The sequence below is a fragment of the Mycobacteriales bacterium genome (assembly GCA_035533475.1).
Taxonomy (GTDB): domain Bacteria; phylum Actinomycetota; class Actinomycetes; order DATLTS01; family DATLTS01; genus DATLTS01.
This window is the reverse complement of the sequence record DATLTS010000026.1, coordinates 1-16,011: the sequence shown is the minus strand read 5'-3', so window position 1 is coordinate 16,011 and position 16,011 is coordinate 1. Positions and strand designations below refer to the sequence as shown.

Annotated in this window: 20 protein-coding genes and 1 tRNA gene; 10 read left to right on the top strand and 11 right to left on the bottom strand. The window is 69.9% G+C overall.

Going from position 1 to position 16,011, the window contains the following annotated elements; all coding sequences use genetic code 11:
- The first annotated feature begins 622 nt into the window (after window positions 1–622).
- Window positions 623–1,018, top strand: a complete 396-nt coding sequence (locus VNG13_05975; protein HVA60069.1) for a hypothetical protein — start codon at window positions 623–625, stop codon at window positions 1,016–1,018.
- A 179-nt stretch (window positions 1,019–1,197) separates the two neighbouring features.
- Window positions 1,198–1,419: a PIN domain-containing protein gene (locus VNG13_05970; GenBank protein HVA60068.1), complete on the top strand. Its 222-nt coding sequence runs from the start codon at window positions 1,198–1,200 to the stop codon at window positions 1,417–1,419.
- 139 nt (window positions 1,420–1,558) lie between these two features.
- On the opposite strand, the gene VNG13_05965 is transcribed toward VNG13_05970, so the two are convergent.
- Window positions 1,559–1,647: transfer RNA gene (locus tag VNG13_05965), tRNA-Ser, on the bottom strand.
- A 300-nt stretch (window positions 1,648–1,947) separates the two neighbouring features.
- On the opposite strand from VNG13_05965, the gene VNG13_05960 reads away from it, so the two are divergent.
- From VNG13_05960 to VNG13_05950, 3 genes are all read left to right on the top strand, one after another.
- Entirely contained in the window at window positions 1,948–2,220 is a 273-nt protein-coding gene (locus VNG13_05960; GenBank protein HVA60067.1) for a glyoxalase, read from the top strand.
- Window positions 2,221–2,670, top strand: coding sequence for a hypothetical protein (locus VNG13_05955; GenBank protein ID HVA60066.1), 450 nt, complete (start codon window positions 2,221–2,223; stop codon window positions 2,668–2,670).
- Window positions 2,671–3,003: 333 nt separating this feature from the next.
- Window positions 3,004–3,612 (top strand): hypothetical protein, encoded by a 609-nt coding sequence (locus VNG13_05950; GenBank protein ID HVA60065.1) that lies wholly within the window; start codon window positions 3,004–3,006, stop codon window positions 3,610–3,612.
- Window positions 3,613–3,629: 17 nt separating this feature from the next.
- On the opposite strand, the gene VNG13_05945 is transcribed toward VNG13_05950, so the two are convergent.
- Complete coding sequence (locus tag VNG13_05945; GenBank protein HVA60064.1) at window positions 3,630–4,457, bottom strand: maleylpyruvate isomerase family mycothiol-dependent enzyme; 828 nt, start codon at window positions 4,455–4,457, stop codon at window positions 3,630–3,632.
- Window positions 4,458–4,523: 66 nt separating this feature from the next.
- On the opposite strand from VNG13_05945, the gene VNG13_05940 reads away from it, so the two are divergent.
- Window positions 4,524–5,222 carry an acetoacetate decarboxylase family protein gene (locus VNG13_05940; protein ID HVA60063.1) on the top strand — a complete coding sequence of 233 codons (699 nt, stop codon included), beginning with the start codon at window positions 4,524–4,526 and terminating at the stop codon, window positions 5,220–5,222.
- 28 nt (window positions 5,223–5,250) lie between these two features.
- Here VNG13_05940 and VNG13_05935 read toward each other — a convergent pair whose 3' ends face one another.
- The 9 genes from VNG13_05935 to VNG13_05895 are packed head-to-tail and all read right to left on the bottom strand — an operon-like array spanning window position 5,251 to window position 12,210.
- Window positions 5,251–5,784 carry a DinB family protein gene (locus tag VNG13_05935; protein HVA60062.1) on the bottom strand — a complete coding sequence of 178 codons (534 nt, stop codon included), beginning with the start codon at window positions 5,782–5,784 and terminating at the stop codon, window positions 5,251–5,253.
- Window positions 5,785–5,793: 9 nt separating this feature from the next.
- Entirely contained in the window at window positions 5,794–6,114 is a 321-nt protein-coding gene (locus VNG13_05930) for a metal-sulfur cluster assembly factor (protein ID HVA60061.1), read from the bottom strand.
- Window positions 6,111–6,593 (bottom strand): SUF system NifU family Fe-S cluster assembly protein, encoded by a 483-nt coding sequence (locus VNG13_05925; protein ID HVA60060.1) that lies wholly within the window; start codon window positions 6,591–6,593, stop codon window positions 6,111–6,113. Before VNG13_05925 ends, VNG13_05930 begins: the two co-directional genes overlap by 4 nt.
- Window positions 6,593–7,870 carry a cysteine desulfurase gene (locus tag VNG13_05920; GenBank protein HVA60059.1) on the bottom strand — a complete coding sequence of 426 codons (1,278 nt, stop codon included), beginning with the start codon at window positions 7,868–7,870 and terminating at the stop codon, window positions 6,593–6,595. The genes VNG13_05925 and VNG13_05920 overlap by 1 nt, the downstream gene beginning before the upstream one ends.
- Complete coding sequence (gene sufC / locus VNG13_05915) at window positions 7,867–8,640, bottom strand: Fe-S cluster assembly ATPase SufC (protein HVA60058.1); 774 nt, start codon at window positions 8,638–8,640, stop codon at window positions 7,867–7,869. The genes VNG13_05920 and sufC overlap by 4 nt, the downstream gene beginning before the upstream one ends.
- Window positions 8,641–8,654: 14 nt before the next feature.
- Complete coding sequence (locus VNG13_05910; protein HVA60057.1) at window positions 8,655–8,972, bottom strand: non-heme iron oxygenase ferredoxin subunit; 318 nt, start codon at window positions 8,970–8,972, stop codon at window positions 8,655–8,657.
- Window positions 8,969–10,111 carry a Fe-S cluster assembly protein SufD gene (gene sufD / locus VNG13_05905; GenBank protein ID HVA60056.1) on the bottom strand — a complete coding sequence of 381 codons (1,143 nt, stop codon included), beginning with the start codon at window positions 10,109–10,111 and terminating at the stop codon, window positions 8,969–8,971. Before sufD ends, VNG13_05910 begins: the two co-directional genes overlap by 4 nt.
- A gap of 3 nt (window positions 10,112–10,114) precedes the next feature.
- Window positions 10,115–11,527, bottom strand: coding sequence for a Fe-S cluster assembly protein SufB (gene sufB, locus VNG13_05900; protein HVA60055.1), 1,413 nt, complete (start codon window positions 11,525–11,527; stop codon window positions 10,115–10,117).
- Window positions 11,524–12,210: an ArsR family transcriptional regulator gene (locus VNG13_05895; protein HVA60054.1), complete on the bottom strand. Its 687-nt coding sequence runs from the start codon at window positions 12,208–12,210 to the stop codon at window positions 11,524–11,526. The genes sufB and VNG13_05895 overlap by 4 nt, the downstream gene beginning before the upstream one ends.
- An 82-nt stretch (window positions 12,211–12,292) precedes the next feature.
- Between VNG13_05895 and VNG13_05890 the strand changes: the two genes are divergently transcribed.
- The 4 genes from VNG13_05890 to VNG13_05875 are packed head-to-tail and all read left to right on the top strand — an operon-like array spanning window position 12,293 to window position 15,867.
- A complete protein-coding gene (locus VNG13_05890) occupies window positions 12,293–13,198 on the top strand; it encodes an ABC transporter ATP-binding protein (protein HVA60053.1) in 906 nt (301 codons plus the stop codon).
- Window positions 13,195–13,968, top strand: coding sequence for an ABC transporter permease (locus VNG13_05885; protein HVA60052.1), 774 nt, complete (start codon window positions 13,195–13,197; stop codon window positions 13,966–13,968). Before VNG13_05890 ends, VNG13_05885 begins: the two co-directional genes overlap by 4 nt.
- A gap of 1 nt (window position 13,969) precedes the next feature.
- A complete protein-coding gene (locus VNG13_05880; GenBank protein HVA60051.1) occupies window positions 13,970–14,911 on the top strand; it encodes a TIGR03619 family F420-dependent LLM class oxidoreductase in 942 nt (313 codons plus the stop codon).
- 20 nt (window positions 14,912–14,931) lie between these two features.
- The gene (locus VNG13_05875) at window positions 14,932–15,867 is read left to right on the top strand and encodes a COX15/CtaA family protein (GenBank protein HVA60050.1); all 936 of its coding nucleotides are present in this window, start codon (window positions 14,932–14,934) and stop codon (window positions 15,865–15,867) included.
- Window positions 15,868–16,011: the final 144 nt, after the last annotated feature.

The window sequence follows — 16,011 nt, the reverse complement described above, 5'->3', positions numbered from 1 at the left end:
AACCATTGGAATCGCGGTGCGACCAGACGGAGAACCGTCACAGGTGCACCAAAGGGCTGCCCCGCCATAATCCATCCGGCAATCACCGACCAACCCTCAGAAGCGTTGCCCCGAACCAGTTGCGCGGAAATCCGCGTTAGCACGTGTCAGCCTCCCGGCGTGTGCCGGACTTTTCGTGCCCATCTCGTGCCCATGAGCTTGGTCCATTGGAGATCATCATCACGACTGGTGCCCGGGTCGCCCGACGCTCGGTAACCGCCCTTCTCGCTCGACCCGACGGCCTGGCGCGGGCGTACGGGTGCCGGCGCTTCAGGTCGGGCGCGTCCGGCCGTCTGCTCCCCAGGGGGCCCCGCCAGGCTCTTGTCCACAGGTGCTCTAGAGGGGGTTGATAGCACATCTAGGGGGACTAGAGTACGCTCGTGAAGTCGATGGCCCTGGCCGACATCGTGGCGATCTTGCGCAGGCGGGGGTGCGGGATTCTGAGCGACGGCGGCCCTCACACGAAATGGGGCTGCCCATGCGGGGCACACACCGCAAACGTGCCGCGACACCGAATCATTTCGCCGGGGGTAGTGCGTGACATTCAAAAGCGGATGAGTTGCCTCGGAGAGGGGTGGCTGCAGTGAGCGAGTACATCGTCCGAGCCACCGCATGGGCGCATGGATGGGAACTCAACATCCCCGGAGTGGGTGTTACCCAATCCAGGAACCTGCGCGAAGCGGAAGCGATGGTGCGCGACTACATCAATCTGGACCTCGGCGAGGCAGAGGCCATCACCTGTCGGGTAAGCATCGTCCCGGTCGTCGCTGGTCGCGAGATCGATGTCGCGAAGATCAAGACCCTTCAAGCTCAAGCTCAAGCCGCGCAGGAACGAGCTGCGGTCGCGGCTCGCGAAGTCGCTACCCTCCTGCGAAAGGCCGGAGCCACCGGTGTCGACATTGCGCGCGTCCTCGGAGTGTCCGCACAACGCGTCTCGCAACTCCTGAAGGACAGTGGCAAGGATTCGAGCCGCGCCTGACGCGCGGAGTGCCCGCAAAACGTGCCCTGCGGGAGGTCCTGGCCCGCGACTTTTCTCGTCTGATGGACGAGATTGCGGACGAGCAGACCCGACGCGGCCTCCAGATCAGTGACGACGAGGCGATGCGGGTCGCAACCGAAGAGCTCGACGCGCTGCGCGGCGAGCCTCGAAGCTCCTGAGTGGTGCTGGTCGTCCTCGACGCGAACATCCTCGTGTTGGCACTGATCACGCCGGCCGGCATCGCGCGCAGAGTTGTGCACGCCGGCATCGCTGGGCGCTTCGACTACGCCCTCTGTCCGCACCTGGCCACCGAGGTTGAGGCCGTGACCCGCCGGCCCAAGATCTCGAACTCGAGGACCCACCAGTTCGGATCACATCGCTACGCGACTTCGCTGCGCTGATCGGGGTGGCGTAGTCACGTCGGAGACACGCGACGAAGATCCCGTGCCCATTTCGTGCCCATGATCTTGGTGATGCGCTGCGCGACACAGCTCACGCGATCAACGCAGCGAACGTTGCCGCAGGTCGACAGCCAGTTTGCGGAGGGCGTGGGATTCGAACCCACGATGAGGATTCCTCCCCATAGCGGTTTTCAAGACCGCCGCCATCGGCCGCTAGGCGAGCCCTCCAGGCAGTTCACGGTAAGGCAATAGAGCCTGATCAGGGCACGGGGCGCCGAGCTACCCGATTCGCTGGGGTCTGGCTCGCCGCGGCGCAAGCCCCGAAGTTCAGGCTCGGTACCGCTCGGACGAGTGTCGCCGGCGTCGCGCTCGCGAATCTACTTCCAATCATCGCCACTCCTCGGGGTCAGTTCGGCTAGCAGGTCACCGATCTGCGACACATGGTTGAGCCTCCTCGCGAACTCATTGACATCACCTTCGGATCGACGTCGGATATGGCCGGTGTGACCAACGAATTCAGGAGTGACCATGACCAGCTCTGCCACCCAGGGAATCAAGACCGAGCTGCATCCCGTGTCCGACCTGGCGACGGCCAAGGCGGTGTACGCCGCCCTGTTCGGCGTCCCGCCGCAGACCGACGGGTCCCACTGGCACGTGCCGGACATCGAGGCGAAGGTGGCCGAGGTGACCGCTGGCGCTGGCACCATGAAGGAACCCGTGCGCGACGTTGGCGGCGGTCGCCTGGTGGCCACCGTCACCGACCCTGAGCGCAACGTCCTCGGGCTGCTTCAGGACCGATGAGTGCAGAGCCCTCGCTCCCGCCCCCAGCGTCGTCGCGACACCGAGCATCGCCTCGGCCACGACATCGATATCTGGGTGGCCAGTGCCTCGGCGGGGGGTGCGCCGTATCTGCTACCGCTGTCCTTCGACTGGGACGGCGAAGCGCTGCTAGTGGCCACACCGACGGACAGCCCCACTGGCAGGAACTTGGATACCACTCGAACCGTTCGGCTGGGGCTGGGCCACACCCGCGACGTGACCATGATCGATGGCGACGTCGAGGTACTCGAGATCGACGCGCTGCCGCAGCCGCAGGGTGACCGGTTTGTCGCGCGCACCGGCTTCGACCCGCGCGAGCTGGCCACGCCGTACCGCTGGTTCCGTATCTCCCCGCGCCGCATCCAGGCCTGGCGCGAGGTGAACGAGCTGTCCGACCGCGAGCTGATGCGCGACGGCCGCTGGTTGGTCTGACGCCTCGGCCGAGGGCGCCGCGTGGCCGGGGGGGCTCAGAGACTCCGCCGGTCACGAGCCACCAAGACAAGATCCTCGTCGAATGAAGGTCCCGTCTCGGCGACCACCCGCCGACGAATCCGGGGTCGACCGATGGCAGGTGCTCACCACCACCGACGTGCGCGTCCGAGACATTCGGGGCTCCCAGCACCCGAGGAAGCGTTCACCGCCGCGCGGCTCCGAACTGACCCACCGTTTCGATGTCGGGGGCGAAGCAAGGCGATCTCGCGCAATCACCGTGGTGTGGAGCGGCGCCGATCGCACAGTCGATCAGACGCCCTAAGGTCTGATGACGTGAGCGGAACCGCGAGTGAACGGCTCGACGCCTGGGTGCTGACCGCCCGGGCCCGGGCCGCGGTCGGCCCGGACGGACGGCTCTCGGCCGGCGACGTCGCCGGCTCGGAGATCTTCCCGTTCGAGGGTGCCCTGCTGGTGAAACCGCTGGCCGACCCGGTACTGCCGGAACCCCCGCGAGGCGGCGAGGGCCCAAACCCGTGCGAGGCCTGCCCGACCACCGACAGCGCCTATCTGTGGGTGAGCGAACGCTGGCGGCTCCGCCCCCCGCGCGAGCCGCAGGCGGTCCCGACGTTCCTGCTGGAACCCCGCCAACACCTCGATCTCGGTGACCTCGACGACGAGCTGGCCGCGGAGCTGGGCGTCCTCACCCTGCGGATCCAGCGGGCGATCCGCACGATCCCGGGGGTGGGTCGGGTGCACGTCAACATCTGGGGCGACGGCGGCAAACACCTGCACGTCTGGTTCTTCGCCCGGCCGGCCGGGATGCTGCAGCTGCGCGGATCGTGCCTGCCGGACTGGATCGAGGTGCTCCCACCGATCCCGGCGGAGGAATGGTCCGGGTTCGGACGACAGGTCGCGGGCTCCTTGACCGGCTCGGATGCATAGACCGGACTTAGTCCGGCCTAGAGCAGGCCGCGCAACGCGGACAGGGCGGTGGCCACCTCCGGGGGTCCGCTGACCGCCTCGGCCAGGTCGCCGCGGCCGGACATCGCATCGAGCACCTGGTCCGCCGGACCGGAGCCGACCAGGGCTGCCCCACCGATCCGGTCGCGGCGCACCTCGACGATCGCGCCGTCGACGATCGCCCGCAGCTCGATGCCGGGATCGAGGCACAACGCGAGATCGAGCTGGACGCCGACGACGGCAAGTACCCGCGCGTTGAGCAGCAGCTGGTAGGCGGCGATTGCCCCCACCTCTGCCGGATCGGCCGCCGCTCGCCTGCCGAGCGGTTCGAGGATGTCGCGCTCGTGCACCGCGGAGTCGAAGCTCGCGTGCAGGATGGCCCGGTGCCAGGGCTGGCGCCCGGCCGGTGTGGCCACGAGCAGCTCGTCGCCACGGCTGGCGAGCTGGTCCGCCGTCGACAGCGCCGACGCGGTGGACCGGGTGAACTCCGCCAGGGTCGCCGGCGCCGGCTCGTCACCGGCCGCCTTCAGCCAGCTGCCCGGCGTCGACTTCGGATCGAAACCGCGGAATCCGTCGAAGCGCTCACCGGCCAGCCCAGCCTCCACCGACGCCACCTGGACCCGGTTGATCTGGGCCAGGTGCCGGACGACGTCCTGGATCGACCAGCCGGCGCAGCGGCTCGGCAGCGACCAGTCCGCCGCCGACAGCCCGGTCACCGTCTCGAGCAGCCGGGTCCGTTGCGCACGGTTCGCCGCTCGCGCCTCATCCGCCCCGACGTCGAACCTCACCTGCTGGTCGCGCAGCCCGACCCCGGCGTACTCGCTCACTGGTGGATGCCCGGAATGATTCGCATTCGCCGACCGTAGTCGAGCCGCTGCCTAGACTTCCGCTCCATGGCAACGGTCTGGGGCGAGATCGCCGGTCGGCAGATCACCTTCCCGGTGGAGGTCGACGACGCCAACGTGGCGACCCTCATGTTCGGCGTGCCGAGTGCCGCCGCCGCCGCGCTGCTCCCCGGTGCGGCCTTCGAGATCGCCGAGACCGCCCCCGGCACCGCGCAGCTAGTCCTCGCCGCCTGCGACTACCGGCAGAACCCCTGGGGCAGCTACAACGAGATCAACCTCGGGTTCCTGGCCCGCCCGACCGGCGCCCCGCCCGAGACCGTCGGCTCCTTCGTCTACCGGATGCCGGTGAACCAACAGTTCACCTGCTCGGCCGGCCGGGCGGTCATGGGGTTCCCGAAGACCGTCGAGGAGATCCCGATCGAGTACACCGAGGCGACGGTGGCCTTCCGCCTCGTCATGGCCGGTCGGCTCGCGTTCGCGCTCACCCTCCCCCGGGTTCCGGCGAGTGGCCCGCCGCAACGGATCGAGGCCCTCACCTACTCCTATCTGGACGGCCGGCCGCATGTGACGCCATTGTCGATGGACATGGGAACGGGTGCCGTCGACGATCCGTCGGATGTCGCCTTCGAGCTGGGCGAGGGCCCCGTTGCCGAGGAGCTGCGCAGCCTCGGCCTACCCCGCCCACCCGACTTCTGCGTGTGGGGCGAGGGTCTAACGGCGACCTTTGCCCTCGGTCAGCCGCTGTAGCTCGAGTTGCCGCCGCACCCCATCGTTACTACTCCCCCGTCACCCCGTCGAGGCACTCGCGGATGAGGTCGGCGTGTCCGTTGTGCCGGGCGTACTCCTCGATCATGTGGACGAAGACCCAGCGGAGGCTCCTGGTTCGCTCCGGGTGATGCCCGAGGCTTGCGAACACGTCGTCTAGGGGCTTTCCCGCGACGGCGGCCCGTGCGGCTTGCATCTCGGCGTGGAACGTCCGCAGATCGGCCGCCGCGTCGGCTTCCGCGACGTCGTCGAAGTCGCTGCTGTCGTTCGCGTCCGCGCAGTACTCGAACCCGAGCGTCTGCCCGCCGGCGTGCATGCGGAACCACCAGCGCTCGACCTCGACCATGTGTCGCACGAGCCCGAGCAGGGACAGCGCCGACGGGGGTACCGCTCGCGTCTTCAGCTGCTCGGCGGTCAGGCCCGCGCACTTCTTGAGCAGTGTCGCGCGCTCGTAGTCCAGCCACTGCTCCAGCGACTCGCGCTCATTCGAGGTCAGATCGGGGTCTCTGCGTTCGACCGCCGGAGCGGTCCAGGTCGTCGCCACGAGCCGCGCTCAGACGTTGAAGCCGAGGGCCCGCAGCTGCTCGCGGCCATCCTCAGTGATCTTGTCCGGGCCCCAGGGCGGCATCCATACCCAGTTGATCCGCAGCCCGGTGGTCAGCCCGTCCAGCGCGCTCGAGGTCTGGTCCTCGATCACATCGGTGAGCGGGCAGGCGGCCGAGGTCAGGGTCATGTCGAGCGTCACCGAGCCGTCCGGCTCGAGGCTGACGCCGTAGAGCAACCCGAGATCGACGACGTTGATGCCGAGCTCCGGGTCGACGACGTCTCGCATCGCTTCGGTGATGTCCTCCACGCTGACGGTGGTTTCGCTCATGCCGTGAACTCCTTGCGGTCGGCCTGCGGCTCGGCGTCCGGGGGGGCGGAGAGGGCTTGCACGGTGGCGTCCTTCCAGGCCATCCAGGCCAGCAGGGCGCATTTCACCCGGGCCGGATAGCGGGCGACGCCGGCGAAGGCGATCGCGTCCTCGAGCAGGTCCTCGTCCGGCTCCGCCCGGCCGCGCGAGGTCAACAGTTCGCTGAACGAGGCCCACACCTGCATCGCCTCGGTGAGGCTGCGGTCGATCACGAGGTCGGTGAGCACCGAAGCGGATGCCTGGCTGATCGCACAACCCTGGATGTCGTAGGAGACGTCGACGACCCGATCGCCGTCGAGGCGCACCCGGAGCGTGACCTCGTCCCCGCAGGTCGGGTTGACGTGGTGTACCTCCGCGTCGAACGGCGCCCGCAGTCCCTTGCGGTGCGGATGCCGGAAGTGATCCAGGATGATCTCTTGGTACATCGACTCGTCATCCATCAGCCCGCCTCCGCCCCGAAGAACCGCTGCGCGTGGCCCAGACCGGTGATCAGCGCGTCGATCTCCGCCTCGGTCGTGTACAGGTAGAACGACGCCCTGGTGGTCGCCGGGACCCCGAAGCGCAGGCAGGCCGGCCGGGCGCAGTGGTGACCCACCCGGACCGCGACCCCGAGCTCGTCGAGGAGCTGCCCGACGTCGTGCGGGTGGATCCCGGCCAGCGTGAACGACACCGCGCCCCCGCGATCGGCGAGATCCGTGGGGCCGATCACCCGCAGGCCGGGCACCTCGCCGAGCCGTCGTAGCGCGTAACCGGTGACCGCCTGCTCGTGGGCGTGGATGGCCGCCATCCCAAGCCCGGAAAGGTAGTCGACGGCGGCGCCGAGACCCACCGCCTGCGCGATCGGGGGGGTGCCGGCTTCGAACTTGTGCGGCACCTCGGCGTAGGTCGACCGTTCCATGGTCACCTCGGCGATCATCTCGCCGCCGCCGAGGAACGGCGGCATCGCGGCCAGCAGCTCCAGCCGCCCCCAGAGCGCACCGATGCCGGTCGGGCCGCACATCTTGTGCCCGGTGAAGGCCACGAAGTCGGCACCGAGGGCGCGGACGTCGACCGGCTGGTGCGGAACCGACTGGGAGGCGTCGACCACGGTGATCGCGCCGACCTCACGGGCCCGGGCCGCGATCCGGGCCACCGGATTTACGGTGCCCAGAAGGTTGGACTGGTGGACGACGGCGACCACCTTGGTGCGCTCGGTCACCAGCTCGGTCAGCTGGCTGAGGTCGAGCCGGCCATCGTCGGTCAGGCCAAGCCAGCGCAACCTGGCTCCCGTGCGCTCGCAGGCCATCTGCCACGGGACGAGATTCGAGTGGTGCTCCATCTCGGTGACCACGACGTCGTCGCCGGGACCGAGGTCGAATCTCGGGTCCGCGGCGGCACCGCGGCCGTGGGCGAAGGCATAGGCGACGAGGTTGACGGCCTCCGAGGAGTTCTTCGTGAACACGATCTCGCGCCGGTCCGGTGCGCCCACGAAAGCGGCGACCGTGTCGCGGGCGGCTTCGTAGCCCGCGGTGGCCTCCTCGGCGAGCGTGTGGATCCCGCGATGGACGTTGGCGTTGTGCCGCTCGTAGTAGTCGCGCATCGCATCGAGCACCGCGACCGGCTTCTGCGAGGTGGCCGCGCTGTCCAGATAGACCAGCGGATGCTCGCCGATCCGCCGCTCCAGGATCGGGAAGTCCTTACGCACCCGTTCCACGTCGAGCGGTGGCACGCCGATCACGCGGTCTCCCCCACCGGGATGGCCGGCCCGGCGCCCGGGGCGAAACGCTCGTAGCCGTCAGCCTCCAGCTGGTCGGCCAGTTCCCGGCCGCCCTCCTCGACGATCCGACCGCCGACGAAGACGTGGACGTAGTCCGGCTGGATGTAGCGCAGGATCCGCGTGTAGTGGGTAATGAGCAACGTGCCGGTCCGGCCGCCTTCGCAGACCCGGTTCACGCCCTCGGCGACGATCCGCAAGGCATCCACGTCGAGGCCGGAGTCGGTCTCGTCGAGGATCGCGATCTTCGGCTGGAGCAACTCGAGCTGGAGCACCTCGTGGCGCTTCTTCTCCCCGCCGGAGAAGCCCTCGTTGACGTTGCGCTCGGCGAACGATGCGTCGACGTGCAACCGCTCCATGGCGCCGCGTAGCTCCTTGACCCACAACCGCAGCTTCGGGGCCTCGCCGCGGATCGCCGTGGCCGCGGTGCGCAGGAAATTCGACACCGAAACGCCGGGCACCTCCACCGGGTATTGCATTGCGAGGAAGAGACCCGCCCGGGCCCGCTCGTCGATCGTCATCGCGAGCACGTCGGCGCCGTCGAGCAGAATCTCGCCGGAGGTGACCGTGTACTTCGGGTGGCCGGCGATCGAGTAGGCGAGGGTGGACTTGCCGGATCCGTTCGGTCCCATGACCGCGTGCGTCTCGCCCTGGCGCACGGTGAGGTCGACGCCGCGCAGGATCTCGGTGTCCCCGACGGACACGTGCAGGTCGCGGATCTCGAGGGTGGCCAAGGAATGCTCCAGACTCAGTGGCGGGACAGCGCGACGTATACGTCGTCGCCGTCGATCTTGACGGGGTATACGGGGACCGCGCGGGTTGCCGGCAGGCCGGTCGGCCGGCCGGTGTGCAGGTCGAAGCGCGAACCGTGCAGCCAGCACTCGAGGGTGGTGTCCTCGACCTCGCCCTCGGAAAGCGGCACCTCCGCGTGCGAGCACTCGTCGTGGATCGCGAACACGTCGCCGCCGGCCCGGACCAGCGCTACCGGCCAGCCGTCGACCTCGACGCTCACCGGCTGACGGTCGGCCAGGTCCGCCAGCGCGCACACCCTGCGGAACCCACTCATCCGGGGATCCGCTCGAGCTCGGCCTCCACCGCCGCGGCGACCCGCGCGGCGACCTCGGGGACCTGGATGTGAGCCAGCACGTCGGCGAAGAAAGCCCGGACGACGAGCCGCCGGGCATCCTCCTTCGCGATCCCCCGGGACTGGAGATAGAACAGCTGCTCGTCGTCGAAACGCCCAGTCGCGCTGGCATGCCCGGCGCGAGCCACCTCGCCGGTCTCGATCTCGAGGTTGGGCACCGAGTCGGCCCGCGCGCCGTCGGTGAGGACGAGGTTTCGGTTGAGCTCGAACGTGTCGGTTCCCACCCCGGTTGGGCGGATCAGCACGTCGCCGATCCACACGGTGTGCGCGCGCTTTCCGGCCAGCGCCCCCTTGTAGGTCACCCGGGACCGGCAGTTCGGCTGCGCATGGTCGATGAAGAGCCGGTGCTCGAGGTGCTGCCCCGCATCGGCGAAATACAGCCCTGCCAGGTCGGCCTCGCCGCCCGGGCCGGTGAACCGCACGGTGGGGGCGAGCCGGACCAGGTCACCGCCCAAGGTGACGTGGACCGCATCGAAGCGGGCGTCCCGGCCGACCTCGGCGACGTGCTGGCCGAGGTGAACCGTGTCGTCCGCCCAGTCCTGGAGGCTGACCAGGCGCAGCGAAGCGCCGTCGCCGACCCGGATCTCGACGTTCGCCGCAACCGTGCCGCTGCCCCGATGGTCGAGGACGACGACCGCCGCGGCCTGCGGCTCAACGTCGATGAGCAGATGACCGTAGGCGGTGCCGCCCTCGGCGGTCGTCGTCACGATGACCGGGCGGTCGGTGACCACCCCCCGGGGCACGGTGACCGAGGTGCCCGCGGTGAAGCCGGCGAAGGCAAGCGCGGCCACCCGGTCGTTCGGGATGAACACCGAACCGACCCGCGGGTCGTCGCGTTCGATCACCCGGACCTCGACATCGGGCGGATGATCGGCCACGACCGAGAGCTTGCCGTCCGGCCGGGACCGCGGATCCGCGCTGTGCAGTCCGTTGAGCCGGCGGAACGGCGTGAAGCGCCACTCCTCCTCCCGGCCGGTCGGGATCGGGAAGTCCTCCGGGTTCGCCGAGGCGATGCGCAGGGTGCGCGCGTCCACCCGTGGTGCGGCGGTCGTCGAAGCCATGGGTCAGCCGACCGCGCCTTCCATCTGGAGCTCGATCAGCCGATTGAGCTCCAACGCATATTCCATCGGCAGCTCGCGAGCGATCGGTTCGATGAACCCACGGACGATCATCGCCATCGCCTCGTCTTCGGTCATGCCGCGGCTCATCAGGTAGAAGAGCTGGTCGTCACTGATCTTCGACACGGTGGCCTCATGGCCCATCGTCACGTCGTCTTCACGAACGTCGACGTAGGGATAGGTGTCCGAGCGAGAGATGTCGTCGACCAGCAGCGCGTCGCACTTCACCGTGGACTTCGCCCCGGTGGCGGTCGGCTGGACCTGGACCAGGCCGCGGTAGCTCGTGCGGCCCCCTCCTCGGGCTACCGACTTCGAGATGATCGTGCTGGAGGTGTTCGGCGCCGCGTGGACCATCTTGGCGCCGGCATCCTGGTGCTGCCCCTCACCGGCGAACGCGACCGAGAGCGTCTCCCCCTTGGCCCCCTCGCCGAGCAGCCAGACCGCGGGGTACTTCATCGTGACCTTCGAGCCCAGATTGCCGTCGATCCATTCCATCGTGGCGTTTTCCTGGGCGGCAGCCCGCTTGGTGACCAGGTTGTAGACGTTGTTCGACCAGTTCTGGATCGTCGTGTACCGGCACCGCCCACCCTTCTTCACCACGATCTCCACGACCGCCGAGTGCAGCGAGTCGCTGGAGTACACGGGGGCGGTGCACCCCTCGACGTAGTGCACGTACGCGTCCTCGTCGACGATGATCAGGGTCCGCTCGAACTGGCCCATGTTCTCGGTGTTGATCCGGAAGTAGGCCTGGAGCGGGATGTCGACCCGCACCCCCTTGGGCACGTAGATGAACGACCCGCCGCTCCAGACCGCGGTGTTCAGCGCGGAGAACTTGTTGTCACCGGCCGGGATGACGGAGGCGAAGTACTCCTTGAACACGTCCTCGTGCTCGCGCAGCCCGGTGTCGGTGTCGAGGAAGAGCACCCCGAGCTGCTCGAGGTCCTCCCGAATCTTGTGGTAAACCACCTCCGACTCGTATTGGGCCGCCACGCCGGCGACCAGGCGCTGCTTCTCCGCCTCCGGGATGCCCAGCCGGTCGTAGGTGTTCTTGATGTCCGCCGGGAGGTCTTCCCAGCTGGTCGCCTGCTTCTCGGTGGAGCGGACGAAGTACTTGATGGTGTCGAAGTGGATTCCGGACAGGTCCGCGCCCCAGGTCGGCATCGGCTTCTTCTCGAACAGGGCCAGGCCCTTGAGCCGCATCGCCAGCATCCAGTCCGGCTCGTTCTTCAGGGCGGAGATCTCCTCGACGACCTGCCGGGACAGCCCGCGCTTGGCGATCGAACCGGCCGCGTCCGAGTCCGACCAGCCGAACTTGTAGCGGCCGAGACCTTCGAGCTCCGGGCGTTCGGTGATGGTCATGACGAGGTCCTCCCGGACGTCGATCGCGCGGATGCCGCCGGCCGGCCGGCCGGGATGAAGGTTGTGCAGACGCCATCACCGTGGGCGATGGTCGCGAGCCGCTGGATATGGGTACCGAGCAGTCGGCCGAACGCCTCCGTCTCCGCGTCGCAAAGCTGCGGAAACTGCTCGGCCACGTGCTGGACCGGGCAATGGTGTTGGCAGAGCTGGACGCCGGCCGTCGCCTCCCGCGCCCCGGCCGCGTAGCCGTCCGCGGAGAGTGCCTCGGCGAGCGCGGCCGGCCGGTCCGCGGGCCGGGCGGCTTCCACTGTGGGACGGTAGCGGGCCTCCAGCTCGCCGACCCGGACGCGGGCGAACGCCTCGACGGCCCGCGCGCCACCGGTGTCCGCGAGGAACCGCAGCGCCGCCGCGGCGATGTCGTCGTAGCCGTTCGGCATCGCCGCATGGCCCGCGTCGGAAAGCTCGAAGACCCGGGCCGGACGACCCCGGGTGCGCGGCCCGAAGATCCGCAGCGGCTTGGCGAGAATCGCCCCTTCGCCGAGCATGGCGTCGAGGTGCCGGCGCACCGCAGCCGCGGTCAGCCCGAGCTCCGCGGAGAGCGCGGCCGCCGTCTGCGGTCCGCGTTCGAGCAGCAGCCGCGCGACCCGGACGCGGGTCCGCCGGTCCGCCGGCGAGACGGCCATGTTTTTCACAAGCTCATTGTGACGTAATTCGGGGGACAGGGCAAACACCGGGGTCCGCCCCGGCCGTTCCTAGACTCGGCGCGTGCACGAGCCGGCGGTCGAGATAGTTGACCTGGTCAAGAGCTACCGCTCCACCGCGGCGGTGGCCGGCCTGTCGCTGACCGCGGCCCGTGGCGCGGTGACCGCCCTGCTCGGTCCGAACGGCGCCGGGAAAACGACGACGGTCGAGATCTGCGAGGGCTTCCGCCGCGCGGACTCCGGCCGGGTCCGGGTCCTCGGACTCGACCCGGCGACCGACGGGGGCCGCCTGCACCCGCGGATCGGGGTCATGTTGCAGGACGGGGTCGGCTATCCGGGTGCCCGGGCCCGGGAAATGCTCCGCCTCGTCGCCGCGTTCGCCCGCGACCCGATCCAGCCGGACGCCCTCCTGGATGCACTCGGATTGGCGCGGGTGGGAGCGGCCCCGTTGAGGAGTCTCAGCGGTGGAGAGCGGCAACGGTTGTCCCTCGCGATGGCCGTCGTCGGACGTCCCGAACTCGTCATCCTCGACGAGCCGACCGCCGGGCTCGACGTCGCGGGTCGGGTGACCGTCTGGGAGCTGATCGAGACGTTGCGGGCAGACGGGGTGAGCGTGCTGCTCACGACGCACAACATGGCCGAAGCCGCGCGGCTGGCCGATCGGATCGTCATCGTCGACGCGGGTCGGGTCGTCGCGAGTGGCTCGCCGACGGAGCTGACCTCCACCAGCGACGGCGAGCTGCGGTTCCGAGCGACACCGGGGCTGGCCGTGTCGGAGATGCTGCCGGCCGGACGTGAGGTCGTCGAGTCGCCGGCCGGGCACTACACGGTGAGCGGACCGGCCGACCCGGGCCTGGTCGCCGCGCTCACCGCGTGGTGCGCGCAGCGGGGGGTGCTGCTCGAGGAGCTGCAAGTCGGCGGCCGTTCGCTCGAGGACGTGTTTCTCGGGCTGACCGGGAAGCAGCCGTGACGGCGCTCGCCGCGGGTTCATTCGTCCCGCGGCCCGGCCCCGCCCCGCTGGCGCGGATGATCCGCGCCCAGGCCGGGATGGAGTTGCGGCTGCTCCTGCGCAGCGGCGAGCAGCTGCTGCTGACCGTCGCCATCCCCACGTTGCTGCTCGTCCTGTTCGCCGAGACCCCCCTGGTCGCCCTGCCGGGCCGCCGGGTCGACTTCCTCGTCCCGGGCGTCCTCGGCCTCGCGGTGCTGTCCACCGCCTTCACCGGGCAGGCCATCGCGGTGGGCTTCGAACGGCGGTACGGGGTCCTCAAGCGGCTCGGCGCGACCGCGCTCCCCCGGTGGGCGCTGCTCGTCGCGAAGACGTTGGCGGTCGGCGCGGTCGAGCTGTTGCAGGTCGTCCTGCTGGTGGGCGTGGGGTTGATCCTCGGCTGGTCCCCGCACGGCTCGGCGCCCCCGGTCGTCGGACTGCTCCTGCTCGCGACCGCGGCGTTCAGCGGGCTCGGGCTGCTGATGGCGGGCCTGCTGCGGGCGGAGGCGACGCTCGCCGCCGCCAACCTCGTCTACCTCGTCCTGCTGGCGCTGGGCGGGGTGGTCTTCCCGCTCACCCGGTTCCCGAGCGGGATGCGTTCGGTGCTCGGATACCTGCCCATCTCGGCCCTGGCCGGCGGCCTGCGGTCGGTGCTGGGCGCCGGGGTCGCGGTTCCCGCGCACGACTGGTTGATCCTGCTGGCGTGGGCGCTCGGCGGACTCGGTCTCGCCGCGGCCACCTTCCGATGGGAGTGACGTGGAACTAGGTGTCGCGCTTCCGACCTCCGGAGCATGGGCCAACCCGGAGGCGCTGGCGACGGTCGCCCGCCGGGCCGAGGAACTCGGCTACCGGTCGCTATGGACGTTCCAGCGGCTGCTTTACGGTGGGCCGCCGCTCGACGTCAGCCCGGCGACGCCGGACGGGAGCTGGCCGATCGTCTACCGCAGCGTTCTCGATCCCCTGGTCTCGCTGGGTTTCGCAGCCGCGGTCACGCACCGGATCCGGCTCGGAGTCGCCGTCGTCAACGGCTTGTTCTACTCGCCGGCGATGCTCGCGAAGCTGTTCGCCAGTCTCGACGTGCTCTCCGCCGGAAGGCTGGACGCGGGTGTCGGCCTCGGCTGGTCCCGCGCCGAGTTCGAGGCCTCCGGGGTGCCGTACCCGGCGCGTGGCCGGCGGCTCGACGAGTTCCTCCGCTGCCTCGACGCCGTGCTCACCGCCGGCGACGAGCCGGTCGAGTTCGACGGCGAGTTCTACCGGCTGCCCCCATCCCACGTCGGTCCCGGACCCGTGCAGCGTCCACGGCCACCGCTGCTCATCGGCGGCAACAGCCCGGCGGCCTGGCGGCGGGCCGCGACCCTCGGCGACGGATGGGTGACGGCGAGCGCAGCCCGCCTCGACGGTGTCGCGACCGGCGTCCGGGAAGTCCGCCGGCTGGCCGCGGAGCAGGGGCGGCAGGTGCGGGTCGTGAGCCGCGGCGTGACGCGACTGCGAACCGGAGCCACCGCCGGGGACCGGCCGCCGCTGCACGGCAGCGTGCCCCAGATCCGCGCGGACCTGGCCGCATACGCCGAGGCGGGGGTCGACGAGATCTTCCTCGACCTCAACTTCGACCCGGAGATCGGTTCGCCATCGGCCGATCCGGTGGCCGCGCTCGAAAGGCTGCTCGGGCTGCTCGAGGAGCTGGCCCCCGCCGGATGAGCCGCCCGTACGATCGGCGGATGTCCCCGACCGCGTTCCGGCGGCTCGCGCTCGTCACCACGCTGGTGCTCGCCGCCATCGTCGTCACCGGCGGTGCGGTCCGGCTGACGAACTCCGGCCTCGGCTGCCCGACCTGGCCGCGCTGCACCGCGACGTCCTACGTCGCGCCGACGAGCTACCACGCCCTGGTCGAGTTCGTGAACCGGATGATCACCGTCGGGGTCAGCGTGCTGGTCGGGGTCACGTTCCTCGGCGCCGTGCTGCGGCGGCCGCGGAGGGTGGACCTGACCCTCGGGGCCGGCGGCCTGGTGCTCGGGGTCGCCGGGCAGGCGGTCATCGGTGGCCTCTCCGTCATCTACAAGCTCTCGCCCGGCTGGGTGATGGCCCACTTCCTGGTGTCGATGCTCGTCGTCTGGAACGCGATCGTGCTCTACCGGCGGGCCGATCCCGACTGGGCACCCGGGCTGCCGCTGCTGGTCCGCCCCGAGCTGGTCTGGCTCGGCCGGCTGCTCGCGGCGACTGCCGGCTTGGTGCTGGTGCTGGGGACATTCGTGACCGGGGCGGGCCCGCACTCCGGTGCGCCACACGCCGCCCGGCTGCACCTGCCGCTCGAGCGGGTGACCCAGCTGCATGCCGACGCGGCGCTGTTCCTCACCGGTCTCGTCGTCGCCACCGCGTTCGCGCTGCGGATCGCCGGCGCACCCGCGCACGTTCGCCGCCGGGCGCACTGGCTCCTCGGGCTGCTCGGCGTCCAGGTCGCGGTCGGATACGCCCAATACTTCCTGGACCTACCGCCCGGGCTGATCATCGTCCACATCGCCTGCGCCACCGCGCTGTGGCTCGCCGTGCTCTGGCTCAACCTCGGCTTCACGACACCGGTGGCCGTCGAGCCGGTCGGCGCGCGAGCCGTGCGCAACCCCGGCGCGGGGGTCCCTCGCGAAGCGAGGGCTCGTTAAAGTGGCTCATCCGGGAAGTCCGTGGGTTTGAGGGTAAAGCTGCAACCCGCCGAGGTGGAAGTAGATCGCGGTCTTGAAGTGCTCGCGATTGCGGTACCCCCGGGCTGAGACGCGGATCGCTTGGATGCGTGAGTTCAGGCCTTC